The following is a 24,213-nucleotide window of genomic DNA, read 5'->3' on the forward strand; positions in this document are numbered from 1 at the left end:
TCAGGTGTTGAAACGCTTGACGTAGTAGTCAACCATCTGGCTGACCATGTCGTCCGCCTGACCGTGGTCGCGGGCGTCATTCAGCGCCGAAAGCGCGCCCTGCGACATCAAACTGGTAACGCCTGCCTCGCGTGCCATGCGGTCATAATACCCAAGGTCTTTTGCCGCGTTCTTGATCGCAAAGGCCAGCTGGTTTGGGTCGTTCTCGACGCCGTAGGCTTTGACGAAATCCATCATTCCGGAATGCAACGGCCCTGCGGCCATAACGTCATACACCTGCTTGCGGTCAACACCGGTGATATCTGCCATGGCAAAGGCTTCGGCCATCGCGTTCGCAACGGTCATTCCGAAGAAGTTGTTGATCAGCTTGATCGTGTGTCCGGACCCAACGGGGCCAAGGTAAAAAACGTTTTCGCCCAAATCCTTCAGTGTCGGCTGGGCCTTGTCAAAGGCAGCCTTGTTACCGGAAGTCATAATGTTGAGCTTGCCTTCTAGCGCGTGCGACGGCGTCCGGCCAAGCGGCGCATCCAGATAGCTTCCGCCGGCTGCGGCAACCTCTTCGGCCAGGGCGCGTGTGTTGCCCGGGAGCGAGGTGCCAAAGTCGATGACGATCGCCTCTGGTTTTAAGCCCGCAATCACTCCATCTGCACCGCGCATACGGCCCTCGACCTGTTCGGAGGTTCCCATGCACAGCATTACGATGTCGCTGGCCTGAGCCACTTCCTGGGCGTTTTGCATCTCGCGGGCGCCCCGGTCAATCGCGGCGTCCAGGTGTGTTCGGTCGCGGTTTCCCAATACAGCGACCGAGTATCCTTGGTCCAACAGTCGGTTCACCATGGCTCCGCCCATTAGTCCCAAACCGATAAACCCGATTGATGGTTTGCTCATTGGTTTCCCTTTCCGTGAATGTGTCTGGTTTTCATTCTTGTGTTTGGTGCAGGCGGCTTTGCAGTTTGAGTGCTCATATTGCCCGGCGGATAATCATTGGGTTTTGAGTGGTTCGGTATTTTGCCGGGCCGTATGTCCATCAGGCTGGCGCCCGCGCTCGAGTTGTTCGCACCTTTAGCCCCTGTTCGATCCGTGATGTGACCTCGAGAGTCCGGGCAGCATCCTCGACGTCGATCAGTGGAGGGGCGCCGTCGATTACGTCAAGGAAGTGATCCAGTTGCGCCTCAAGCGGTGCGCGTTGCTGTTCCGGTCGTGCAAGTTGGTCCTTTTGGGCCGCAGTCCCCCAATCCTTTCCACGCCACAGGGTCATGGAGGGAAAACTCACAGCGCCGCTGGTTCCCGTGATCCACATCATGTCCTGATGGGTTGTGCCGATGTTCGGGTTTTCGCCGGTTCCGGCCTCAAACCCCCAAGGGCTGGGTGCGGTGTCGGCAAAACTGATAGTGCCCGTTGCGCCGTTTTCGAACGCGATCGCGATAGCCCCGCTTTCTATCCGATCCGATCCGCGGATCGACGCGCCGGGCAGGGCGACGACATCTGAGATTTCTCCGATCACAAAGCGCATGACATCGATATCGTGCACCAGATTGATCATGACTGGGCTGCCATCGGAAGTCCGCCAGTTCTGTTCAAAATAACTCTCGGGTTTGCGCATGGCCCACAGCAACGAGACGTTGATGACTTGTCCGATCGTACCTTGCGCGATCACCTCTTTCAGTTGCTGCAAGGTTGTGTGATAACGCCGATGGTGGCCTACAAGGCTGCTGACATTAGCCTGGCGAACGGCCGTCCTCAGGCGCAGGGCATCATCGACTGATGCGGCAACCGGCTTTTCGATTAGTATGTGCCAACCGCGGGATGCGGCCAGAATGCCATGTTCGGCATGCAGGCGGGTCGGCGTCGCGATGATGACGCCATCCACCGGGCCCTTCACCTCGTCCATACTGGCAAAACGCGGCGCGTCGATCTGGATCGAGCCATCTGGATCGGCCAACCCGACCAACACGCAGCCGGGGTGCTCGATCACGGCGCGCACGTGGCGGATACCGATCAATCCACCGCCGGCTACAAGGATCCGTTTCACATCACCGCTCCGATTTGCCAGGGAACGAATTCGTAGTCGCCCAGGCCCTGCGCCTCGGACTTGGTTCGCGCGCCCGAGGCGACTTGGAGCAGCCGTCGGTATATTTCCTGTCCTTTCTCTTCGACGCTGGCACCTTTGGTCAGAATGTCGCCAGCATCCACGTCCATGTCTTCTGGCATGCGCGCTGCCAACTCAGAGTTTGTAGCGATTTTCAGCGTAGGCGCCGGTTTGGACCCAAAGGCAGAACCGCGCCCCGTGGTGAAGCACACTAGGTTGCAGCCGGCCGCGATCTGCCCGGTCACCGAGGCCGGGTCATAACCGGGGCTATCCATGAAAGTGAAGCCTTTGGCGGTGATGGGTTCGGCGTATTTGAATACACCGGTCAAAGGCGTGGTTCCGCCCTTCGCCGCTGCCCCCAACGACTTCTCAAGGATGGTCGTCAGACCGCCTTGCTTGTTGCCGGGGCTTGGGTTGTTGTCCATCGAACCGTGATTGCGGGCGGTATAGTCCTGCCACCAATCGATCAGTCCGATCAGTTTTTCCCCAGTTGCGCGACTAAGGGCGCGGCGGGTCAAAAGATGTTCGGCTCCGTAGATTTCGGGCGTTTCCGCAAGGACCCCTGTGCCGCCTTGGGCAACCAACAGGTCGCAGGCATGCCCGAGCGCCGGGTTGGCGGTCACACCTGACCAAGCGTCCGATCCACCGCATTGCAGCGCAACCATAAGTTCGGACGCCGGGGCTTCACTGCGTCCCGCCTCATTGGCAATGGGCAGCATTTGGTTGATCTTATTGATGCCCATTTCGACGGTGCGGCACAATCCGGCAACGTTCTGGATGTTCATCGTCTGGAAGGTAGGACTCTGCTTCAGCCCATACGCGTCCAGCAGCCAGTCGATCTGGTTCATCTCGCAGCCTAGGCCGACCATCAGAACGGCAGCGTGGTTGGGATGTTTCGCAAACCCCCACATGACCCGTTGAAGAGCTTCGAAACCGTCGCCGGAATCCGCCATTCCGCAGCCCGTTCCGTGGACAAAGGCCACCACGCCGTCGACGTTCGGAAACTCGGCCAGCTTGTCCGGCGTGAAGTGGTTGGAAATCATACGGGCCGCAGTCGCCGAACAATTAACTGTGGTCAGAACCGCGATGTAATTGCGCGTGCCGACCCGACCACTGTCCCGGTGGTAGCCCATGAACGTATCGACCGAGGTGGCGGGTTTCATGGGCCTGTGATCCGTCGCAAACTCGTAGTCCACACTGGTGTTGCGGAACTCGATATTGTGGGTGTGCACATGGTCGCCAGGTTCGATCGGTTGGTTGGCGTAACCGATAATCTGGGCGTATTTTCTGACAGGATCGCCGGGTGCAAGATTCCGCGTGGCGACCTTGTGTCCCGAAGGGATGCGCGTATTGGTCATGACATCCTCCACCATACCGCCGGCCTCCAGGGACCGAGTTGCAACAACCACGCTATCCGTTCGATCTAAACGTACAAAAGTCATAATCAGCTTTCCTGGCGGCAGCAGCTAGGCGCAGAACGGTGAGTCCGATGTCCACCGGTGAATATCTATGTGCGGTTGTCCGGACAGCCTTGCTCGCGCCGCTTCCCAATTGGATTTGCAGACACGCCAATCTCGCAGTTCGGTTTCGGGGCGCGATCTGGACCTCGCGATGAAGCTGGGGAAATGGTCTCGACCGGTGGGCTGGCCTGCCGCACTGAAGCGGATGTCGAACGACCAGCGGAACCGGTCCGTTTCATTGACCAGCGAAGCATGTGGCGTCAGAGGGTGAAACAGGATGATCCCGCCCGCCTTGACAGGAAGGGGCACAGCCCGGCCTTCGTCAATGAATCCGTCGGCAATACCAGTCTGCGTCCGCGCACAATGCGGCAGGATGGATTGGTCCTGTGCCTTTGGCAGCACTTGCAGGCAGCCGTTTTCGACCGTTGCATCGTTGACGGCAATCCACACCGTGACCATGTCGGTCTGATCCGCATCCTCCAACGCAACCGCCCGGTCCTGATGCCAGTCCGTCGCTGTGATATGCGCGCGCACCTCATCCTTGGACAGCTTGAGAGCGGGGGGCTTCAGCCGGACGTGCTGGATTGGATTGCTCACCAACTCTGGCCCGATCAACTGCTCGACAATGTCAAGCATGGGCCGGGCCGTTAGCAAGTCGAACACTGCAGGCCCGATATGGAAAGGTGTGTCCGCCATGATCCGATCGCCGGGCAACGAGATGTCCAGCGGCTGGAAATAGTCGCAACCGGCCTGATAGGCGGACAGAAGTTTGTCCCAGAAGGTCATTCCAGACGGTTCGTCCTTGACCAGCCCTTTTTCGTACCAACCGTCATAGAGCCGGCTCAGGACATCCGAGTATTCGGTCTGTACCCGATCAAGGACATCGGCAGGGATAACATCCTCGACCACGAGGTATCCGTCCGTCTGGAACTTGCCAATCTGATCTTGTGTCAGCATGGGTGCGACCTCACAACAGCAGCGCGATGATGCCCGGCCAAATCAGAAGAACGGAAAGCGCCAGCAACTGGATCCCGATGAATGGCAGGAAGCCGCGGAAGATATCCGTCAGACTGATATGTGGCGGGGCCACCGACTTGAGGTAGAACGCGGCCGGGCCAAATGGGGGCGAGAGGAAGCTGACCTGCATGTTCATACAGAACACGACGCCGAACCAGATGGCGACATGACTCGGCTCCAACTGGCCAAAGACTCCGATTTCTTCGATAGGAAGGCGCAGGACGATCGGCAGAAAGACCGGAATAATCAACAGCACGATGCCGACCCAATCCATGAATGCGCCCATGAACAGCAAGATCAGCATCATCACCAGAATGACCAGCATGGTTGGCAGCTCCTGGCCGACGATTAGGTCGGCCACGTATTGGGGCCCGCCAGCAATGGTGTAGGCACCCGCCAGCGCGGCGGCCCCGATCGTAACCCATATGATGGTGCCTGTGGATTTTAGGGTTCGCATCAAGCTGTCCCAAACCAGCTCGAACGATCCTTCGCCCCGCAGGATGGCGATAATGAGAACGGCGAAGGCGCCCATGCCCGCAGCCTCGGTGATGCCTGTGATCCCGCCATAGATCGAGCCGAGCACGACGCCGATGACGACCAGCGGAGCGACGAGGCCTTTGCCCATTTCCCACCCGATTTTAGCGCGCTCTCTGCCAAAGACGAAGAAGATCAGCAGAAGGGCAACGATCGTGATGCCGGCAAACCAGGGCAGGTAGTCAGCCGTTCCCAGCCTCGCGGGCTCGCCCTGGCTGGCAGCGTTCGAGCCTGAGAGCTCGAAAAACGCGGCCCGGATAAACAGAACGGTGGAAAACCCGGCGACGACGATGCTCATGAAGGCCCCAAACAGTTTGCGTTTTTCGGCCGGTTCGGGGTCGTTCGGATCCGGTTCCGGCAGCGGAGCGTGATGAGGATTCAACTGCGTGCGGATGATGATGTACAGGATGATCATCGAGGCCAGCATGAAGCCAGGAATGAAAGACGCGGTGAACAGCGACTTGATCGAGGTTTCGGTGATCAGCCCATAGATGATCAGAACGATGGAGGGAGGGATCATGGTGCCCAGCGACCCCGAGGCGCAGATGACGCCGATCGCGAGATTTTGATCGTACCCTAGGCGCAGCATCTGGGGCAGGGCGATAAGTCCCAGCAGGACAACCTCACCACCGATTATGCCGGACATGGCTGCCATGATCACCGCCATGATCGAGGTCACGATCGCGATGCCGCCGCGTGTTCTGGAAAGCCAGACATTCAGCGACGAATACATGTCACGCGCGATCCCGGACCGCTCTAGCAGCGACGCCATGAAGATAAACAATGGCACTGATATGAGCACGTAGTCCGTTAAGAGCCCATATATCTTCTGCGCCAGGATATAGAGCGGCCCAGTGCCTGGCCGACCGGTGAGAACCCCGTCGCCGAATGAAAATGGGTTCAAAAGCAGTGTCGGTTCGAACTTCAGGACAAGAACCAGAACCGCAAGGGAAGCCGAGGCCAGACCCAAAGGCATCCCGATCGCCAGAAGCACGATCAGGGCGACCATCAGGATGAGTGAGATTGTTCCAATATCCATCAGTCTTGTCCCACTGCTCGTTTGATCATTTCAATTTCGTCTTCGTCCGGTTCATCTGTGTGGATTTCCGGCTCTTTGTTCCAATCCGCGACCAAGTTCAAAATTGCTTGCATTGCGACGAGCGTAATCACGATCAACACCATCGGCTGCAACGTCGCCGGGATCGGAGGATTGAAGGCGGAGCCATAAAGCTCCCATTTATAGAGCTTGTTGACGAACACCTGTTTGTAGCTGCCGTAGACCAGAAAGAAGGCAAACAGTACGATCAGGATTGTCGAAACCGTATCAAAAACACGCTGAAGCCAACGTGGAACTGCGTCGTACAGCAGGAATATTCGAATGTGACTGCGTTGTTGCATGGCGTAGTAGCCAGACATTAAAAACACAAAGCTGGCGAACCAGAGTGTCATTTCGTTGGCCCACTCGGTCGGCTTTTCCAGGATATAGCGCATGAAGACTTCGTAGAGCATGACGACAGTCATGATTGCGATCATCATCATGGTAACTCGGCCTATGAACAGGGCGAAACGATCCATAATCGTCGAGCCTTGGAACTCCATCGTCGCTGGGCGCACGGTCTTGGTGCCAATCACTGCAAGAAACGGTAGAAGGACGAGCGCGGCCACGTCGATGAAGTCGACATACCCCCCGAACACGCCAGGCAATTCGGGCGTGACGTCGCTGCGCAGATATATTTCCGTTACCTGGCTTTTGAGGGATTCAGAGGTGTAAGGCAGCCAATCCAATAGGAATGCCGGGAGATGCCAAACAAGCCAACTGGCAGTCGCGACGAAGGCCAACGGTATGAGCCATTCAATTGGTCCGCCTGAATTCTTGTGCATCGCGTAACCCTCGTCCCTATCCTTCGATCCTGTAGTGATCGATAAAGTCTCGATCCGGCTCGACCCCCAGTCCGGGACCAGTCGGGATCATGACACGGCCGTTGTTGGCCTTGACCTGATTTTGAATTTCCAGCGGTACGGTCAGCAGATCGTCCCGAAACTTGTTGTCCGTCGTGTCGAATTCCAGCATCGGCTCCCATGGATGCAAGCCGCCTGGAATTGGGGGCATGGCCGCCAGTAAATGCAGATTAGTTGCGACAGCGATGGCGCTACCCCAGACGTGATTTACGACCGGAGTGAAATGTGCGTGGCATAGGGCTAGGACCCTGAGATACTCTGAAACACCGCCCAAAGCGCATACTTCTGGCTGCGCTATATCAATGCCGCGATTTTCAAGAAGATTGCGCCAAGCCCAGCGATTGAAAACTGCCTCCCCGCCCGAGATGTTGACTTTCAGCGAAGTGCGCAATTCGCGGTACCCGTCAATGTCTTCTGGCGCGACAGGTTCTTCGAACCAATATGCGTCCAGTTCTTCCAACGCCCGACCGACAAAAAATGCGTCCGAAGTCGTATAAGCATGGTTTGCATCGACCATATAGGGAAAGTCGTCACCAACTCCGCGTCGAACTGCTTCGCACAGCTTCACATCAGGCTTCGGGCCAAAGCCCGTTTTCATTTTGGTAGCGGTAAATCCCATTTCCTTGATCTTTGCGGCTTCCTCCTCAAAACGGCTGGCCAGACTAGAAATCGGTTCATCCCGAAGCATCATGCCGTAGCCGTAGCAAGGAACGCTTGTGCGATGCGCGCCGCCGACAAGCTTATGGAGGGGGAGGCCAGAGATTTTGCCGGTGATGTCCCAAAGTGCGATGTCCACCCCGGACAAAGCCTGTATTGGCATTCCGCTTTGGCCATGGTCTCGCAGAAGGTTGTACACCTTGTGCCAGATCACGTCTTTGTCCAAAGGGTCCATGCCAAGGACCAATGGTTGGATTACCTTTTCTACGATAGATTTGTTGGCAATTGCTACGTTTCCGGGACCAAAACACTCCCCCCAACCGATTACCCCTTCATCTGTCTGAATCTCGACCAGATGGGTTGTACGCTTGTCATAATACTGTTGCGAGTAGCCCAGAACTTCCGGCATGTCGTACTGCAGTACGTGACTTATTATTCTTTTGATTTTCATGAAGTTCTGGATCCCGGCGCCGATCCGAAGGGGCCGCTAGTGCGGCCTCTCCGTGCGTCGTAATTCGGTCGAAGCCTGACTACTGCATTGCTCCCAGGTCACGCAGGAAGTTGATGTGGCTTTCCAAAAGCGCCTGTGCCTCAGGGGTCGTCGCGAATTCAGTCCAACCGACCTGAACGGCCGCGCGATACGCTGCCAGGTCTTCAGGCGACCATTCGTACAACTGAACACCTTTTGCTTGCAGGTCTTTTGCAGTCTGAGCGTTCTGCACTTCATTGATTGTGGCATTGTGCAATGCCAAGCTATCCATCGCGACTTCCATGATCTTTTTGTGGTGCGCAGGCATAGCTTCCCAAACGTCTTTGCGACAGGCTAGGTGATCTGCAGGCATCGAGTGAAAACCGGGATAGTTTGTGTGACCTGCGATCTCGTACAGACCCAGTCCCACATTGTTAGTCAGGTTCGCGGCATCCGCGCCATCAATGATACCGGTTTCCAAAGCCGTAAAGATTTCGTTGAAGTCCATAACGATCGGAGAAGCACCAAGTTCCGCGAACACTTTGGTCGCAAGGCCTGGAGGGGAGCGGAATTTCCAATCTTTGAAGTCGTCCACTTTTGCAATCGGCTTGGTCGAAGAAAGCGACTCCGGCCCGGGAATCCACCATCCGATGAACTCCATGTCGTAGCCATTGTATAGATCATTCACAGCTTCTCTTCCGCCGCCATGAAGAAGCCAAGCCATTTGCTGATATGGGTTCTGATACCCGCCGAGCAGGTCGCCCGCAAACTGGAAGGCCGGATTTTTACCGGTCTGATAGCCGCCGCCCGTCATGTCGCAGTCCAGAATTCCCGTAGCTGCGGCATCGAAGGTTTCAACTGATTTGACCACTGAAGAGGAATAGAACATTTCAACTTCGATTTCGCCGTTCGACATCTCTTGAATGTCTTCAACGAATTTTGCAGCCATCTGACCAGAAAGAGTTTCGGGCGAAAAATGGGTTTGAATTCTAAGTTTCGTTGTTTCAGCCATCGCGAAACCGGCTGCCATTGTCGTGGCTACGGCCGCCACGGCCGCTGTCTTGACTATTTTCATAGTGTCCTCCCAGACGTTGAGCATTGCGCTTAGAGGGAGATCTTGTCGCCTCCGCTGCTGTCACGCAGATAAACGTTAAGCCGACGAATCGAATGCAACAAGAAAAATTTGAAATTTCTAAAAATTTCGAGATTATTGCATAAATTCGAAAAATTGCTTACGACGCTACTTGGATAAAAATTGAAGGCGCATACCGGGATGAAAGAAGAAATCGATATTTATCAAGATCTTAAAATGCGCCTAGTCTCTAATGGATTCGAGCATGGAGTAAAGGTCAGAGCCGAAGAACTTCGTAATGAGTATGGCTGTTCTGCGAGTGCGGTTCGGGAAGTCCTTTTTCGTTTGGCCGCTGTTGGATTGGTGGACTTTCAGGAACAAAAAGGTTTCCGCGTGCCAATGCGTTCGCCGCAGAAGCTTATCGAATTGACACACGTCCGTGTGTTGTTGGAGGCCGAAGGCACTGCGATGTCGATACGCAAGGGCGGAGTGGATTGGGAAGCAAGATTGACGGCCGCTCATCACAAACTTAGCCATATCGAAAAACGCATACACTCCACAGACGACTCGAGCGACCTTATCGAGATATGGTTTGCCTCGGAGAAGGAGTTTCACCAAACGCTTATTTCTGCCTGTGGCTCGGAAACCTTAAAACAAATGCATAGCCGAGTTTACGCGCAATTCAGACAGCAATTGATGGTGGCAGATCGGAACTTTGAGTTCATTTCTCAAAACATAAGACACCATGCCGATATACTTGAAGCAGCATTGTCAGGGGATGAGCAGTTAACACGAGAAAAAATTCACGATCATCTGAAACGCCACCTAACTGGAGAGACGATGGGCGACTAAAGCCGAAAATCGTCTTTCAAATACACCTGAATGATTTCGTCGAAGCTTGATTCTGCCTTGAACCCCAACTCCCGAGCGCGATCTGTTTGAAAGTCGCGCGGCCAATTCTTGACTATTCGTTCGATTGCCTCGTCGGGTTCTCGCCTGATGAGGCCAACTGCATCTTGACCGGCCACATCGCGCAGCGCTTCGATTTGTTCGGCGACGGTGCAACTTACGCCCGGCATGTTTAATGCGCGTCTGTCATTCAAAAGCTGCGTGTCCAGTGTTGCTGCATGGGTCAAAAAAGTCGCAGCGGCGCGGGGGCTGGCGTGCCAGTGGCGAACAGTTTCGGCAACTGGTAAGACAGCCTCATCCCCATTCAGTGGCTCTCGGATAATACCTGAAAAGAAGGAAGAAGCGGCAGCGTTGGCCTTGCCCGGGCGTACACACAAAGTGGGCAAGCGCAAGGAAACACCGTCGATGTATCCTTTCCTGCTGAAATCCGTGATCATCAATTCAGACGCTGCTTTCTGCGCTCCGTAACTGGTCAAAGGTGCCGAGAGGAACTCATCGCCAATCTTTTCAGGGAACGGTGCTCCGAAAACTGCTATGGACGAGGCAAAAACCAGACGAGGCGTGTACTCGCCTCCTGATGCCTCGTGTTCATCTCTGAGTGCGTTCAGCAGTGCCCACGTCGCCATAAGGTTGACATCCCAGCCCAACGCAAAGTCTTTCTCAGCTTGACCTGAAACGATAGCTGCAAGGTGGAATATGACGTCCGGGCGTTGAGCTGCAACCGACTTGGCGATGCCTGACGCAGTCAAATTCCCAACAATTTTCTTACCTGGCGCACTGTCGAGCGGAAGCGAGAGATCGAACAGTAAGAGTTGGGCATCTGCTCCAAAAGTCTCTTGGGTCGAAATGCGATGGGCCAGTTTCTGGCCCAGCATTCCTCCGCCGCCTATAACAAGGATCCGCGTCACAGCATTCCATTCCGTTTTTTGAGTTCCAGATACAAAGCCGAATGATCCAGTTCGGCTCCATCCATTTCGTCTATCAGATATTCGAAACGGTCGCGTACAGATTGGGTGCTAGGTAGCTCAACGCTCAGGCTTCGTGCCTCCTCTAGCGTGTTGTCCAAATCCTTTAATTGAAACTTTGACAAACCCCCGGGTGCAAAATTCCCATCAGACATGCGTTCGCCATGTTGTTGTAAGATAATGCTATCCGCAAAGCCCCCCTTCAGTGCGGCCCTCAACGCGGCGGGGTCTGCACCGCCTTGCTGAACCAGTAGTGTCGCTTCGGCGACAGCCGATATTGTCACAGCGACAATTGTTTGATTAGCCAATTTGCACAATTGACCAGACCCACTTGGGCCCACATGCACAGGGCGGCCCATTGCTGACAGAACCGGTCGCACGCGCTCCATAACGTCCTGACCACCACCGACCATGATCGCAAGCGTGGCAGCTTCGGCACCTTTGGTGCCGCCGGAAACCGGGGCATCCAGATGCTGCAACCCCATCGAAGACAATTGCGCGGATTGTTCTCTGGCGTGTTCGGGTTTGGCGCTGGACATATCAATCCAGATCATCCCGGGTTTGAGTTGTTCACGGAAAGCCTCGTCAGAAAGCAGCGCGCCACTTGCGTATCCATCCGACAGCATGGTTACTATTACGTCTGCACCCGAAACCGCCAGCGGGGCAGTTTCCGCCAATGTCGCGCCTTCTGCCGTCAACGGTCTTGCCTTTTTCAAGCTGCGGTTCCATACGGTTAGCGGAAATTCGGCGCGCAAAATATTCCTCGCCATAGGAGCGCCCATCAGGCCGGTTCCCAATAGAGCTATTTTGAACTGCTTGCTCATAATCCTCTGTCCTTCCGAAGGTGCGCCACGCATGGTTATGGCCAAACCAAAGTCTCTGTCATACGCTAACGGCTCTGGGCCCACATGCCAGAAGTCGTTGCAAATCCGCCAAGGTTTCTCTGCTTCTCGGTTGATCTGTGGGACGAAGTAACACTTGTCCAGTCGCCACTATTAGGGTCGGAAAATATATATGTCAGAGAGACTTAAGGGAAAAAACGTCCTGGTCACAGCCGCCGCGCAAGGGATCGGACTTGCAAGCGCAATTGCGATGGCAAGAGAGGGTGCGAAAGTCTATGCGACGGATATTAACCCTGAAAAAATAAATTTGATTCGCGATCAGAATCTCGAAAATCTCAAAATTTTCGAGATGGATGTGACGAATAATGACAGTATTCATCATGGGGTCGCGCGAGCGAAGCCGGACGTTTTGTTCAACTGCGCCGGGTTCGTGCATCACGGAACTATTCTGGATGCGACCGATGAAGAATGGGACTTCGCCATGGACCTCAATTTGCGCTCAATGGTGCGCACGACAAAGGCTGTATTGCCTGGGATGCTAGAGCGCGGAGGAGGCTCGATAATCAATATGTCTTCCGCACTGGGTTCCATAATCGGTGCGCCAAATCGTTGTGTATATGGAACGACAAAGGCTGCTGTTGTTGGGCTGACTAAATCGGTAGCCGTGGACTTCATAACACAAGGAATTCGGTGCAATTGCATTTGTCCGGGAACAGTCGACAGTCCCAGTTGGCGTGATCGCGTAGATGCGTTGGGAGAGCAACTGGGCAGCAGAGAAGAAGCCCTTGCACAATTTGTGGCGCGTCAGCCTATGGGGCGTGTAGCGAAGGCAGAAGAGATTGCCGCATTGGTCGTCTATCTGGCAAGCGATGAAAGTGCATTCACCACGGGACACACGCACATAATTGACGGGGGATGGTCAGGCCAATGACTAAAATATCAAAAAATGATCTGCGATCTCGCAAGTGGTTCATGAATTCTGAGAACCTTGAGATGACGGCATTGTATTTAGAGAGATACCTGAACTACGGGTTGACCCGCGCAGAACTGCAATCAGGCAAGCCGATCATTGGGATTGCTCAGACCGGGAGTGATTTGAGCCCCTGCAACCGGCATCATATCGAGTTGTCCAAACGCGTTCGCGACGGAATCATCGCCGCCGGGGGAACGTGCATCGAAATACCAGTCCACCCGATACAAGAGACCGGTAAACGGCCAACGGCCTCTCTCGACCGCAATCTGGCTTATCTGTCCCTCGTTGAGAGTCTATTCGGGTACCCGATTGATGGCGTTGTTCTGAACATTGGTTGCGACAAGACAACGCCCGCACTTCTTATGGCCGCTGCGACCGTCAACATCCCAGCGATTGCGCTGTCGGTCGGCCCAATGCTCAACGGCTGGTGGAAAGGTGAGCGCGCCGGATCAGGAACGGTTATTTGGAAAGCGCGCGAAGACCTTGCAGCTGATGAAATCGACACCGATGAGTTCATGGAGATCGCGGCCGCCGCGGCACCTTCGGTGGGTTATTGCAATACGATGGGAACAGCAACGACCATGAATTCGCTTGCTGAAGCCTTGGGAATGCAATTGCCGGGATCAGCAGCCATACCAGCCCCGTATCGAGAGCGCGGTCAAATCAGTTATGAAACGGGTAAACGCATTGTGGACATGGTCTGGGAGGATTTACGCCCCAGCGATGTGATGACACGTCAGGCTTTTGAGAATGCGATTGTCATAAACTCGGCGATTGGCGGATCGACGAACGCGCCGATTCACCTGAATGCAATCGCCCGGCATCTTGGTATTCCATTGAACAACGATGACTGGCAGAAACTTGGCCACGAAGTTCCTCTGTTGGTTAACATGCAGCCTGCGGGTAAATATCTGGGCGAAGATTACCAACAGGCCGGGGGTGTTCCCGCCGTTGTCGGAGAGCTTCTTGATGCTGGATTGCTGCCGCATCCCGATGCGAAAACGGTGAACGGTAAGACGATGGGCAATAACTGCTCGACGCGCCGGTCTCAGAATAGCGACGTAATCAAGCCTGTCAGTAGCCCGGTTAAGCAACAGGCCGGGTTCATCAATCTCTCGGGCAACTTGTTCGAGAGCGCGATTATGAAGACATCTGTGATCTCACAGGCCTTTCGAGAGACCTACCTGTCGAACCCGGAAGATCCTAATGCATTTGAGGGCCGGGCGGTTGTGTTTGATGGGCCCGAGGATTTTCACCATCGGATCGATGATCCCGCAGAAAAAATCAACGCAAACTGCATTCTGATTATGCGCGGAGCAGGACCAAAAGGGTACCCAGGTGCCGCAGAGGTCGTGAACATGCGTCCGCCTGCATATTTGTTAAAACAAGGCATCGAAGCCCTTCCTTGCATCGGTGATGGTCGGCAATCCGGCACATCAGGAAGCCCGTCTATCCTGAATGCTTCACCCGAAGCTGCAGAGGGCGGTGGGTTGGCCTTGGTGCGAACTGGCGACCGACTGCGTATCGATCTAGGCAAAGGTACAGCAGATATGCTGGTTTCGCTTGAAGAACTGCATGAACGCGCCCGCGATCTGGAGGCAAAGGGTGGGTATTCAATGCCGCCCAACCAATCCCCGTGGCAGGAAATTTTCCGCGAAAAAGTAGATCGTTTGGATCGCGGTATGACGCTCAAGGGGGCAGAAAACTACCACGATATCGCGCGAGGGTTCATGCCACGCGACAATCACTAAAAGGAACAGAAATGAAACTTGTTCGTTACGGAGCAGAGGGCTCGGAAAAGCCTGCGTTGGTCGACTCTGAGGGTCAATTGCGGGATCTGTCCGCTCATATCAGTGATATTGCGGGTGATATGTTGGATGACGGAACGCTTGATAACCTGCGCTCATTGGATCCAAACAACCTGCCAATTGTAGAGGGTGACCCTCGTATCGCACCGTGTGTCGGTGACATCGGTAAATTTCTTTGCATCGGTTTGAACTACTCGGACCATGCTGCAGAAACCGGCGCAGATATTCCCGAGCATCCGATACTCTTTTTCAAGGCTAACTCAGCGGTCATTGGGGCATATGACGAGGTTGTTATGCCGCGGGGATCTACACACACCGACTGGGAATGCGAACTGGGCGTCGTCATAGGCAAAACAGCCAAATACGTTTCCAAGGCCGACGCGCTCGAATACGTTGCTGGCTATTGCGTCGTAAACGACGTGTCGGAAAGGCATTTTCAAACTCAACTGACCGGTCAATGGACCAAAGGCAAGTCTTGCGACACATTTGGCCCTACTGGCCCGTGGCTAGTGACCCGGGATGAGGTGCCGGATCCTCAAAGTCTTGGTATGTCACTGGATGTAAACGGTCAGCGCATGCAAACCGGGAATACTGCTACGATGATCTTTTCCGTTGCTGAGATCATTGAACATCTAAGCCAACTTTTCACATTGCATCCCGGTGACGTCATTTCAACTGGAACACCGCCCGGTGTTGGAATGGGGATCAAACCGGAACCAGTTTACCTGAAAAAAGGCGACGTCATGGAGCTTCGCATTGATGGGCTTGGCGTTCAGCGGCAAGAGGTCGGCCAAGATGACTGACTTGTTGCAAATCGGAGGGATCACTGAACGGATGCGAGAACGCCTGTCCACAGTGTTCAATATTCATCAATTGGACGATTTCAGCGCGGAGAGTATAACACATATCGTTACAAATGGGCATGATGGCGTTCCGTATGACCTGATGACATCACTCAGCAGTCTGAAGATGATCAGCGTCTATGGAGTCGGTTACGACGCCGTCGACGCAAATGCCGCGGTTGAGCGCGGGATTGTTGTGACGCACACACCCAATGTTTTGAACAAAGAAGTCGCAACCACCGCCGTTCTGCTGTTGCTGTCATGTTATCGAGAGCTCATACGTGACGACGATTATGTTCGGTCCGGACGGTGGGAAGTTGAAGGTAAACCCCTTTTGACGCGATCAGCGGACAATCAAAGAATAGGCATTCTTGGTCTTGGTCGCATTGGTCAGGCGATCGTTGATAAGTTGGAGCCGTGGGCTCCCGAAATCTCTTATCACACCCGCAATCAAAAGGATGTCCCGTACCAATATTTCGACAATTTGGTTGAAATGGCAGAACATGTGGACGTCCTCATATGCATCACGCCTGGCGGCCCGTCGACCAATAGGCTGGTCAACGCTGAGGTGTTGCGCGCGTTGGGGGCAGGCGGCACTCTAATAAACGTTAGTCGAGGTTCGGTTGTCGACGAAACTGCCCTAATCAATGCATTGCAAAACTGTGAGCTCGGGTGGGCAGGGCTTGATGTTTTTGAGGACGAACCGCGCGTTCCAAAAGCATTGCGCGAGTTGTCCAATGTCGTTCTGCTCCCTCACGCTGGTAGCGCGACTATTGAGACGCGTGCAGCTATGGGTGACCTAACTGTCGACAATCTCCTGCAACACCTTAAGGACGGATCGGTGATCACAGCTGTGCCGGAATGCAGAGATCTGTAGAAGGCCAATCTGAACAGTGTTTGAGTTTGCCGTAGCGGTTTTCTTTCTGTTGATTACGCCTGGCCCAGGTGTTTTGACAACTGCAGGCATTGGATCAGCATTTGGTTTTCGAGCTGGGCTCGCTTTTGTGGCCGGTTTGATGCTGGGCGGGTTCATCAACATGATGTTGGTTGTCTCTGGAGTCGCTGCAGTAGCTTTGGCTATACCGGTACTTAGAACTTTGCTTCTATTTGCCTCTGCCGGTTATTTGGGATTTCTCGCCTGGCGTATTGCAAGCGCTGGCTCAAAGGTCGGGTTTTCCCCCGCGGTCTCGCCACTTGGTTTTGCGAACGGGCTGACACTTCAGTTCATTAATCCCAAGGCTTACGTGGTCGGCACTGCATTGTTTTCAGGGTTTGCCTTTTTGCCCGATGCGCCCGTTTGGGAGGTCGTCATAAAGATCGTAGTATTCAATATGATTTGGGTGCCAGTGCACATGATCTGGCTGGGTGCTGGCGCAAAGCTGGGCAGCCTTGATTTAAGTGAGAGTTCACATCAAAGGATCAACTTTGCGATGGCGGCTTCATTGATGGTTGTTGTGGTGATTGCTTTGGCGTCGGCGCTTTAAACGAAGCCTGCGTCAGTCGTACCTAGCAGACGGTTGAAAGACACAAATCAAAGTGACGCCGTTATTCCGCCATCAACGTAGAGAGTATGTCCGTTGACGAAACTGGATGCAGGGGAGGCAAGGAATATGGCGGCGCCGACAAGTTCTTCTACATTGCCCCAGCGACCGGCTGGGGTGCGTTTCTCAAGCCATGCACTGAACTCAGGGTCAGCAACTAATGCGGCGTTCAAAGGTGTGTCGAAATATCCAGGCGCAATGGCATTGCAGTTTAGACCATATTTAGCCCAATCAGTCGCCATACCTTTTGTAAGGTTGGTCACAGCACCTTTTGTTGCCGTGTAAGGCGCAATACCCGGTCTTGCCAATGCGGATTGAACCGACGCAATGTTAATGATCTTGCCTGACTTTCTTTCAATCATGTGCCGTGCCACAGCCTGACCGACATGAAAGACGGAGGCTACATTTGTCTGCAATAGGTGCTCGAAGGCATCAGCGGGGAAATCCTGCAGTTCCGCCCTGTGTTGCATTCCGGCGTTGTTTATCAGGATGTCTATGGGGCCGACATTGTTTTCAAAGTTGTCCACGGCAGATCGGACGCCTTCATGATCGGTTGCATCGAACGAAAGCTTACGTACCGAGGCGCCTGTTTCGCTCAACTCGGATGCGGCTGCCGCTAGCTTCGCGGTGTCGCGCCCGTTCAAAACGACCTGCGCACCGGCGGCAGCCAAGCCACGGGCCAACGCAAATCCAATGCCTTGGCTAGAGCCTGTTACTAGTGCGCGTGTTCCCTCTAGGTTGAACATTTTAAGCGTCATGCAAAAACCCCTTGGTTGTCAGCACCGACTATCCGTATCTTTTGGCAATCTGTATAGGGAGTCTGTGCAATGTCTTCGGCCAGTGTTGCTGTTGTTATCCATGCCGCAAAAGATCTGAGGTTGGAAAACCGGGACGTACACGATGTGGGGCCAGACGAAGTCTTGATTGCCATGCGCGCGGGTGGGATTTGCGGCTCTGACCTGCATTATTTTAACCACGGTGGGTTCGGTGCGATCAAGTTGCGTCAACCGATGGTGCTAGGACATGAAGTCGCCGGGGAAATCGTGAAAGTCGGGTCAAGTGTGCAGGGGCTGCACTTAGGCCAATTGGTTGCAGTTTCTCCATCCCGCCCTTGCCAAGCCTGCATTTATTGTCTGAACGGGCAGCAAAACCACTGTCTTGATATGAAGTTCTATGGCAGCGCGATGCCGTTCCCGCATATCCAAGGCGCTTTTCAAAGCAAACTCGTGGCGAAAGCCAGTCAAAGTGTTCCGGCAGATGGGTTGAGCCCTGCGCAGGCCGCTATGGCCGAACCTCTGGCTGTCTGTTTGCACGCGATTAAACAAGCTGGGAGCCTCTTAGGTAAAACGGTACTTATCACGGGATGCGGTCCGATCGGCTGCCTCACGATCTTGGCGGCACGTCGTTTAGGGGCGGCCAGAATAGTGGCGACGGATATCGCGGACCAGACCCTCGCTTTTGCGCGTGAATGCGGGGCAGACGATGTCATCAACACTTACGCCGATCCGCAAAAACTGGAGACGTTTGAAAAGGAGAAGGGCCAGATTGATGTCCAACTGGAGTGTTCCGGGGCTCAATCTGCTCTGGCTTGTGGCGTCGCATGCTTGCGACCGGGTGGAACATTGGTTCAGCTTGGTCTGGGGGGAGATATGACAGTGCCGATGCAGGCGTTAACTGCAAAAGAGATAGTGCTTCGCGGGTCTTTCCGTTTCCATTCCGAGTTCTCAGTCGCGGTCGAGATGATGCGAACCGGACTAATAAACGTCGACCAGTTGGTGACGCATACCTTCGATGTTGGCGAGGCTGTCACTGCCTTTGAGGTCGCGTCTGATCGAAGCCAATCAATGAAGGTACAGTTAACGTTTCCGGAAAATGACGATGGATAGACGAATGCGTGATACTGCAAAGACTTATGAAAGAGACGGTTTCGTAGCGCCGCTGTATATCCTGACAGCTTCCGAGGTCCAAACGCTGCGCGATGATTTTGAGAAAGCAGAGCGCATTCTCAGAGACGACCCGGAGAAACTCAAGCTTCTATATTCTTATCCGGACAGGCTAATACCATCATTCGATGCACTTCTTCGCCATCCGAAGCTGATTGAGGCTGCTTCAACAGTGTTGGGGCCGGACCTCATGGTTTGGAGCGGTGCACTTTTCGTAAAAGAAGCGCGATCATCGAAGATAGTCTCGTGGCACCAAGACTTGACCTATTGGGGTTTGGATGATGCTGAAGAGGTAACCTGTTGGGTTGCGATTTCAGAAGCGTCTGAGCAAAGCGGGTGTATGAGGTTTGTTCCTGGCAGCCATAAAAGCCGTATCGTGCCTCACGTGGACACCTTCAGCGAAAACAACTTGTTGTCACGAGGGCAGGAAATCGCAGTCGATGTGAAGGAAAAAGATGCGGTCGCTGCCGAATTGCGTGCGGGGCAGGCATCCATGCATCACGGGCATCTCTTTCACGCATCAGGGCCCAATAACACAGACGAAAGACGCATTGGTGCAGCGTTGCGTTTCATAAAGCCATCAATGAAACAGCAAAACGGCGTGAAGACTTTGGTTGCGCTAGTCGCAGGCCGAGATGATTTTGGACATTTTTTAGTTGCGCCCTCCCCTCAGGGTTTTTTGCATGAGAACGATTTCGATTTGTGTCAAAGGGATGCAGATCGCAAGAAACAAATACTCTTCGCGGGAGTGAATTGACACCCTTCGCGAGCTCAGACCCATTGCGATATCGACCGGGAAGCCGCCCTGAATAGCGAAAACTAGTAGACAATTAAAATTTATCATAGTCGCTAAGCTTTTCTTCCACTGGGCGAAAAGCTGCAGAGGAAGTCTACGGCAGGTTCGAAATTAAACTAGTCATTACAAACTCAAAAAGTGAGCAGCCTCATCTGACTGGTCCAATTTGATTGTTAGTGCATCATCGGCCTTTGATCCATCGGGATGATGGTTTCAGGTGCTGGCGGAGGGAAGCGGAAAGCCCCGTGTCGTCGTCGTTGGTGGTGGGGCCGGGGGCGGGCACGGTCGCGCGATATATTGCCAAGGATAGCGATGGTGCAATCGATGTCACCCTTATCGAGCCGTCACGGGTGTATTTCAGCTGCTTCTTCTCCAATCTCTACATCGGCGGTCTGAAATCGATCGAAGAAATCGGGCACACTTTCGGTGCGCTTGCTGCAAATTACGGTATCAACGTTATCCATGACTGGGCCGTTGCGGTCGATCGGGTCGACAAAAATGTGACTTTGGCAGGTGGTCAGGTGCTGCCTTATGATAAGCTGATCCTGTCACCGGGTATCGATTTCATCGAAGGGTCTGTTCCAGGCTGGGATTTATCGGCGCAGAATAAAATGGCCCACGCTTATGAGGCCGGTTCTCAGTCTCAGCTTCTGCGCGCCCATCTCGAGAACATGCCCGAAGGCGGGGTGTATGCAATGGTTGCGCCACCAAATCCTTATCGCTGCCCACCTGGTCCATACGAGCGTATTTCGATGGTGGCGCATGTTCTGAAAACCACCAACCCGACGCCCAAAATCGTTATTGCCGACCCTAAACCAAAATTCTCCAAAATGTCTCTGTTCGAGGATGGCTGGGCCACGCACTATCCGGGCATGATCGACTGGATCGGCGAAGATTTTGGCGGCGGAGACGTATCGGTAAACCCGGATCAGATGACGCTGACGATTGACGGCGAAGAAGTGGCTGTTGATGTTTGCAATGTCATCCCTGCGATGAAAGCCGGGCGTATTGCCGAACTCGCGGGTGTTACGAATGGCCGATGGGCGCCGGTCAATTCGGCTGACATGTCGTCAAAAACCGACCCGGATGTTTATGTTCTGGGCGATGCCAGTCAGCAGGGCGACATGCCAAAATCTGGATTCTCGGCCAATTCGCAAGCCAAGGTCTGCGCCAATGCTGTCCGGGGTTCGCTGACCGGGTCCCGAATATTCCCGCCGAGATACGCAAACACGTGCTGGTCATTGATCGCTGTAAATGACGGTGTCAAAGTCGGTGCGACATACGAAGCGACTGAAGAAAAGATAGCACGAGTTGACGGCTTTGTAAGCCAAGTCGGTGAGGACGCTAATCTGCGCAAGACGACCTACGAAGAATCCGAGAATTGGTACGCCGCCATCACAGCAGATATGTTCCACTAGGAGTTTTTTGTGGAATTTGTTACCAACTTCGGAGGGTCTTGTCAGAAGAACTTTGGTTGAGCGGGGCGGGGCGGGGCGGTTGCGTAGCTCTTGCCCATGACCAGACCTGCCTCTTTCGGTTACTTTAAAACCAGTCCCGAGATCATCCGTCGGTCTTGTCAGAAGAACTTGGGTATAGGCGGGTAGGGTGGTTCAGTGGTTTCGCGGATGACAAAACCTAATCCATTTCGCTACTTTAAGACCAGCCCTGAGATCGTCCTCCTGGCAGTTATGATGTATGTCCGGCTCCCGCTATCGCTGCGGAACGTGGAAGATTTTCTGCATGAGCGCGGCATCAAAATCAGTCATGATACTGATCGATTTTGGTGAAACAGAATTGGCCCGATGTTTGCTGCTGAGATCAGACGGAAGCGTGTCCAGCAACTGCGCGCGTTCTCTAACTGGCAGTGGCACCTGGACGATGTATTCGTGAAGATAAACGGCGAAACGCATTACCTTTGGCGGGCTGTTGATCACGAAGGCGAGGTGTCGGAAGCGATTGTCACCAAACGTCGAAACATGCAGGCGGCATTGAAATTCCTCAAGAAATTGATGAAGCGACACGGTAAAGCGGAGAACGTCGTCACGGATCGCTTCGCATCGTATCGGGCCGCTCTCAGAGAGCTTGGTGCAACCGAAAGACAGCAGACGAGCAGGTGGCTCAACGACCGCGTTGAGGTTTCCCACCTGCCATTCCGACGAAGAGAACGCGCCATTCAACGTTTCAGGCGCATGCGAAGTTTGCAGAAATTCGCCTCCGTCCATTCCTCTGTCTACAACCAATTTAACCAGGAGAGATCGCTAGCCAGCAGAGATACCTTCAAGCTGACGCGAAGCGCTGCTCTTGCCGAGTGGCGTCGACTTTGTTCCGGATAGGTTCACGGTTTCCGCGGCAAACTGAGACTGGTTCGAATTGGTCTGACAGCACGGTTATGGAACCGCTAGTTTCTTTACATCGTCGATTAGTGAAGCTTAGCTATAAGTCTCTGGAGCTTTTCGTAGGCTGGGCCACTGTTTCGGGCAATGACCGTAAATCACGAACGCGTCTTTCTCTGCGGCCAGTTTCATCAAGCGTTCTGCGCTGGCATTTGCCGCGGCCTCGTTCCAAGCCCCCACGAACTTTTCGTCAAATTCCTCCACTCTTGAAATCGCGTCGCTGGTCAACATCACCGCTCGTGATGGCAGTTCAACCAACAGTGCGATTTGCCCCGGCGAATGACCCGGCGCTTCCAACACCGTCAGCCCCGAACCAACGCGCACATCGCTTTCAACCAGTATATAATCGCACTCTGGCCAGTCTAATCGTTGCGCGTTACCCCAGTACAGCGGCTTGGCGAGTTTGCGTTCATTGGCGGACATCAGGATCGGCGCCTCTGGAAATGCATGCAACCCGCCCACATGGTCGATATGGGTATGCGTGCAAACATGAAGCGTGACATCTTCAGAGGTTAACCCCAGCTTTGCCAACTGTGCTGCAGGTAGGTTGTCTGGTTTGCACTCAAGCACCTCGCCAAACTCATCCAATCGATCTTCTTCAGAGGCAGATTGGGCATCCTTAACGTATTTTTCCGGGAGGCCAGTGTCGACGAGGATCGTTTCATTTTCATCCGTTTGGATAGCAAAGCCCGAAATGCCGATAATGCGACCGTTGGAGTGAACCTTGAACAAACCGTAGTCCAACACGGCAAGGCTCATCGGACGACCTTTGATAAAACCTTCAGCTTGCACTCGGTCTCTCCTCCGTTGTCCGGCAAGAACTTGGCGCACAGTTCGAAAGTCAGTGCACATACGCAATTACGATACCAAATGGATGGCGGGGTGCCTCCCTGGGTAGTCAATCTAGCCAACCCACATTTAGTACCACAGAAAGATTCAAAAGTGTTCTCTTGGCCGTGTGCCGTTGTTGGTAATGCGTGCTAGCTTTGCGGTAACGACGGGGCAACGGTATTGACCAACGACAAGAAACACGATCCGCTGGATGAATTATTGCGCGCTCGACTGCGCATTCCGGTTGGCGCTGACCTGAGGCTAAGGGCGCTATGCCAGTTAATGAAGGGCGTTGACTGGATCAGTCGCACCACGACCGGCCAAGCTTTTTTTGCATTGAACGAAACAGAACGAATTCTGTTGGAACTGGATGAACGTACTGGGCACGACTTGGTACGAGCGGTGCTTGCGATGAATGGGGGAACTGTTGTCAAAGCCCACGGTCTTGAAAACATTCCAGCCAGCGGCCCCGTCATCATTGGATCGACACATCCTATCGGCACTTTCGATTTTTTGGCACATGCAGGAGCTCTGCTTGACCACCGTTCAGACTTGAAAGTCGTTGCTGGGCGCGAGGCCGAGCGGTTTCTTGGGCGCGATTTGATCGTACCGGTGGACTTGGACCGACAGGACAAGGTGCTGACAGCGCGCCAAACTCGGGCCGGCATGTTGGCACATTTGGAACAGGAGGGTGCGTTACTGGTTTTCGGCTCGGGCCGCGTGCCAACGTTGAAAGACGGGCTTCTGATTGAGCCGCAATGGCGAACCGGGGTTACTCGTGTATCCGCAGAAAGTGGAGCGCCGATAGTTCCGGCCTCGGCGAACATGCGTAATTCGCGGCACTACTACCGAACTCGACGATTGGCTGCGCTACTCGGTGGGGGAAACGACGAGTTCGGACGCAGGGTGGCATCCTTAAGGTACGTGTCAGAGCTGATTGCCAAACTGGGTGGAACCTACAATGTGTATTACGGCTCAATACAGCCTGCGGGAACAGCACCGGACCTTCTGAAAGAGCTATCAGAAGGATTGGTTCCTGGTCTTTACAAATCCTAGGGCGCTACAGCAGGGCGAAAGAAAAGATCGGTCAGCACCCTGGGTTGTGGGTGTCAT

20 protein-coding genes and 3 pseudogenes are annotated in these 24,213 nt (G+C 54.0%); 11 read left to right on the forward strand and 12 right to left on the reverse strand.

Annotation, left to right across the window (positions count from 1 at the left end; genetic code table 11):
• The 8 genes and pseudogenes from QMP16_RS23620 to QMP16_RS00355 all read right to left on the reverse strand — a co-directional run.
• Positions 1 to 915: pseudogene (locus tag QMP16_RS23620) on the reverse strand (NAD(P)-dependent oxidoreductase); the annotation flags it as partial.
• A gap of 112 nt (positions 916 to 1,027) precedes the next feature.
• Positions 1,028 to 2,032, reverse strand: coding sequence for a Gfo/Idh/MocA family protein (locus QMP16_RS00325; protein WP_282150797.1), 1,005 nt, complete (start codon positions 2,030 to 2,032; stop codon positions 1,028 to 1,030).
• Entirely contained in the window at positions 2,029 to 3,531 is a 1,503-nt protein-coding gene (locus QMP16_RS00330) for a UxaA family hydrolase (RefSeq protein WP_282150798.1), read from the reverse strand. The genes QMP16_RS00325 and QMP16_RS00330 overlap by 4 nt, the downstream gene beginning before the upstream one ends.
• A 24-nt stretch (positions 3,532 to 3,555) precedes the next feature.
• On the reverse strand, positions 3,556 to 4,506 hold the full coding sequence (locus QMP16_RS00335) for a phytanoyl-CoA dioxygenase family protein (RefSeq protein WP_282150799.1): 951 nt from the start codon (positions 4,504 to 4,506) through the stop codon (positions 3,556 to 3,558).
• Between the two features lie 10 nt (positions 4,507 to 4,516).
• Positions 4,517 to 6,139 (reverse strand): TRAP transporter large permease, encoded by a 1,623-nt coding sequence (locus QMP16_RS00340; RefSeq protein WP_142634770.1) that lies wholly within the window; start codon positions 6,137 to 6,139, stop codon positions 4,517 to 4,519.
• Positions 6,139 to 6,981, reverse strand: coding sequence for a TRAP transporter small permease subunit (locus QMP16_RS00345; RefSeq protein WP_282150800.1), 843 nt, complete (start codon positions 6,979 to 6,981; stop codon positions 6,139 to 6,141). The genes QMP16_RS00340 and QMP16_RS00345 overlap by 1 nt, the downstream gene beginning before the upstream one ends.
• Before the next feature lie 16 nt (positions 6,982 to 6,997).
• The gene (locus QMP16_RS00350; protein ID WP_282150801.1) at positions 6,998 to 8,167 is read right to left on the reverse strand and encodes a mandelate racemase/muconate lactonizing enzyme family protein; all 1,170 of its coding nucleotides are present in this window, start codon (positions 8,165 to 8,167) and stop codon (positions 6,998 to 7,000) included.
• A 79-nt stretch (positions 8,168 to 8,246) separates the two neighbouring features.
• Positions 8,247 to 9,260 (reverse strand): TRAP transporter substrate-binding protein, encoded by a 1,014-nt coding sequence (locus QMP16_RS00355; protein ID WP_058274866.1) that lies wholly within the window; start codon positions 9,258 to 9,260, stop codon positions 8,247 to 8,249.
• Between the two features lie 198 nt (positions 9,261 to 9,458).
• On the opposite strand from QMP16_RS00355, the gene QMP16_RS00360 reads away from it, so the two are divergent.
• On the forward strand, positions 9,459 to 10,109 hold the full coding sequence (locus QMP16_RS00360; protein ID WP_282150802.1) for a GntR family transcriptional regulator: 651 nt from the start codon (positions 9,459 to 9,461) through the stop codon (positions 10,107 to 10,109).
• Here the strand turns inward: QMP16_RS00360 and denD are convergent.
• Positions 10,106 to 11,074, reverse strand: a complete 969-nt coding sequence (gene denD, locus QMP16_RS00365; protein ID WP_282150803.1) for a D-erythronate dehydrogenase — start codon at positions 11,072 to 11,074, stop codon at positions 10,106 to 10,108. The two genes, QMP16_RS00360 and denD, sit on opposite strands and share 4 nt — an antisense overlap.
• A complete protein-coding gene (locus QMP16_RS00370) occupies positions 11,071 to 11,955 on the reverse strand; it encodes an NAD(P)-dependent oxidoreductase (RefSeq protein ID WP_282150804.1) in 885 nt (294 codons plus the stop codon). Before QMP16_RS00370 ends, denD begins: the two co-directional genes overlap by 4 nt.
• A 190-nt stretch (positions 11,956 to 12,145) precedes the next feature.
• Between QMP16_RS00370 and QMP16_RS00375 the strand changes: the two genes are divergently transcribed.
• From QMP16_RS00375 to QMP16_RS00395, 5 genes are read left to right on the forward strand one after another with little or no spacing between them, the layout of a single operon-like run.
• Positions 12,146 to 12,904, forward strand: a complete 759-nt coding sequence (locus tag QMP16_RS00375; RefSeq protein ID WP_109310541.1) for an SDR family oxidoreductase — start codon at positions 12,146 to 12,148, stop codon at positions 12,902 to 12,904.
• Entirely contained in the window at positions 12,901 to 14,697 is a 1,797-nt protein-coding gene (locus tag QMP16_RS00380) for an IlvD/Edd family dehydratase (protein ID WP_282150805.1), read from the forward strand. The genes QMP16_RS00375 and QMP16_RS00380 overlap by 4 nt, the downstream gene beginning before the upstream one ends.
• Positions 14,698 to 14,708: 11 nt before the next feature.
• A complete protein-coding gene (locus QMP16_RS00385) occupies positions 14,709 to 15,557 on the forward strand; it encodes a fumarylacetoacetate hydrolase family protein (RefSeq protein WP_282150806.1) in 849 nt (282 codons plus the stop codon).
• The gene (locus QMP16_RS00390; RefSeq protein WP_282150807.1) at positions 15,550 to 16,473 is read left to right on the forward strand and encodes a 2-hydroxyacid dehydrogenase; all 924 of its coding nucleotides are present in this window, start codon (positions 15,550 to 15,552) and stop codon (positions 16,471 to 16,473) included. The genes QMP16_RS00385 and QMP16_RS00390 overlap by 8 nt, the downstream gene beginning before the upstream one ends.
• 16 nt (positions 16,474 to 16,489) lie before the next feature.
• Positions 16,490 to 17,080: a LysE family translocator gene (locus QMP16_RS00395; RefSeq protein WP_282150808.1), complete on the forward strand. Its 591-nt coding sequence runs from the start codon at positions 16,490 to 16,492 to the stop codon at positions 17,078 to 17,080.
• 47 nt (positions 17,081 to 17,127) lie between these two features.
• Here QMP16_RS00395 and QMP16_RS00400 read toward each other — a convergent pair whose 3' ends face one another.
• Entirely contained in the window at positions 17,128 to 17,895 is a 768-nt protein-coding gene (locus QMP16_RS00400) for an SDR family oxidoreductase (protein ID WP_282150809.1), read from the reverse strand.
• 69 nt (positions 17,896 to 17,964) lie between these two features.
• On the opposite strand from QMP16_RS00400, the gene QMP16_RS00405 reads away from it, so the two are divergent.
• The 4 genes and pseudogenes from QMP16_RS00405 to QMP16_RS00420 all read left to right on the forward strand — a co-directional run bounded on the left by QMP16_RS00405 (position 17,965) and on the right by QMP16_RS00420 (position 22,209).
• Positions 17,965 to 19,023, forward strand: a complete 1,059-nt coding sequence (locus tag QMP16_RS00405) for an L-idonate 5-dehydrogenase (protein ID WP_282150810.1) — start codon at positions 17,965 to 17,967, stop codon at positions 19,021 to 19,023.
• A gap of 4 nt (positions 19,024 to 19,027) precedes the next feature.
• Positions 19,028 to 19,837: a phytanoyl-CoA dioxygenase family protein gene (locus tag QMP16_RS00410; RefSeq protein WP_282150811.1), complete on the forward strand. Its 810-nt coding sequence runs from the start codon at positions 19,028 to 19,030 to the stop codon at positions 19,835 to 19,837.
• Between the two features lie 256 nt (positions 19,838 to 20,093).
• Positions 20,094 to 21,294, forward strand: a pseudogene (locus tag QMP16_RS00415) (FCSD flavin-binding domain-containing protein).
• A gap of 207 nt (positions 21,295 to 21,501) precedes the next feature.
• Positions 21,502 to 22,209 (forward strand): annotated as a pseudogene (locus QMP16_RS00420) (IS6 family transposase).
• 96 nt (positions 22,210 to 22,305) lie between these two features.
• Here QMP16_RS00420 and QMP16_RS00425 read toward each other — a convergent pair.
• Positions 22,306 to 23,061, reverse strand: coding sequence for an MBL fold metallo-hydrolase (locus tag QMP16_RS00425; RefSeq protein ID WP_282150812.1), 756 nt, complete (start codon positions 23,059 to 23,061; stop codon positions 22,306 to 22,308).
• A gap of 219 nt (positions 23,062 to 23,280) precedes the next feature.
• Between QMP16_RS00425 and QMP16_RS00430 the strand changes: the two genes are divergently transcribed.
• Positions 23,281 to 24,156 (forward strand): 1-acyl-sn-glycerol-3-phosphate acyltransferase, encoded by an 876-nt coding sequence (locus tag QMP16_RS00430; RefSeq protein ID WP_282150813.1) that lies wholly within the window; start codon positions 23,281 to 23,283, stop codon positions 24,154 to 24,156.
• The last annotated feature ends 57 nt before the right edge of the window (positions 24,157 to 24,213 follow it).

Source organism: Ruegeria atlantica (assembly GCF_947495585.1).
Classification (GTDB): domain Bacteria; phylum Pseudomonadota; class Alphaproteobacteria; order Rhodobacterales; family Rhodobacteraceae; genus Ruegeria; species Ruegeria atlantica_G.

Bases quoted from the DNA above. Each gene is read 5' to 3' on its own strand.
- QMP16_RS00350 (WP_282150801.1), bottom strand. From the start codon at position 8,167: ATGAAAATCAAAAGAATAATAAGTCACGTACTGCAGTACGACATGCCG.
- QMP16_RS00405 (WP_282150810.1), top strand. From the start codon at position 17,965: ATGTCTTCGGCCAGTGTTGCTGTTGTTATCCATGCCGCAAAAGATCTG.
- QMP16_RS00355 (WP_058274866.1), bottom strand. From the start codon at position 9,260: ATGAAAATAGTCAAGACAGCGGCCGTGGCGGCCGTAGCCACGACAATG.
- QMP16_RS00340 (WP_142634770.1), bottom strand. From the start codon at position 6,139: ATGGATATTGGAACAATCTCACTCATCCTGATGGTCGCCCTGATCGTG.
- QMP16_RS00335 (WP_282150799.1), bottom strand. From the start codon at position 4,506: ATGCTGACACAAGATCAGATTGGCAAGTTCCAGACGGACGGATACCTC.
- QMP16_RS00400 (WP_282150809.1), bottom strand. From the start codon at position 17,895: ATGACGCTTAAAATGTTCAACCTAGAGGGAACACGCGCACTAGTAACA.
- QMP16_RS00375 (WP_109310541.1), top strand. From the start codon at position 12,146: ATGTCAGAGAGACTTAAGGGAAAAAACGTCCTGGTCACAGCCGCCGCG.
- QMP16_RS00330 (WP_282150798.1), bottom strand. From the start codon at position 3,531: ATGACTTTTGTACGTTTAGATCGAACGGATAGCGTGGTTGTTGCAACT.
- QMP16_RS00385 (WP_282150806.1), top strand. From the start codon at position 14,709: ATGAAACTTGTTCGTTACGGAGCAGAGGGCTCGGAAAAGCCTGCGTTG.
- QMP16_RS00360 (WP_282150802.1), top strand. From the start codon at position 9,459: ATGAAAGAAGAAATCGATATTTATCAAGATCTTAAAATGCGCCTAGTC.
- QMP16_RS00410 (WP_282150811.1), top strand. From the start codon at position 19,028: ATGCGTGATACTGCAAAGACTTATGAAAGAGACGGTTTCGTAGCGCCG.
- QMP16_RS00370 (WP_282150804.1), bottom strand. From the start codon at position 11,955: ATGAGCAAGCAGTTCAAAATAGCTCTATTGGGAACCGGCCTGATGGGC.
- QMP16_RS00390 (WP_282150807.1), top strand. From the start codon at position 15,550: ATGACTGACTTGTTGCAAATCGGAGGGATCACTGAACGGATGCGAGAA.
- QMP16_RS00380 (WP_282150805.1), top strand. From the start codon at position 12,901: ATGACTAAAATATCAAAAAATGATCTGCGATCTCGCAAGTGGTTCATG.
- QMP16_RS00345 (WP_282150800.1), bottom strand. From the start codon at position 6,981: ATGCACAAGAATTCAGGCGGACCAATTGAATGGCTCATACCGTTGGCC.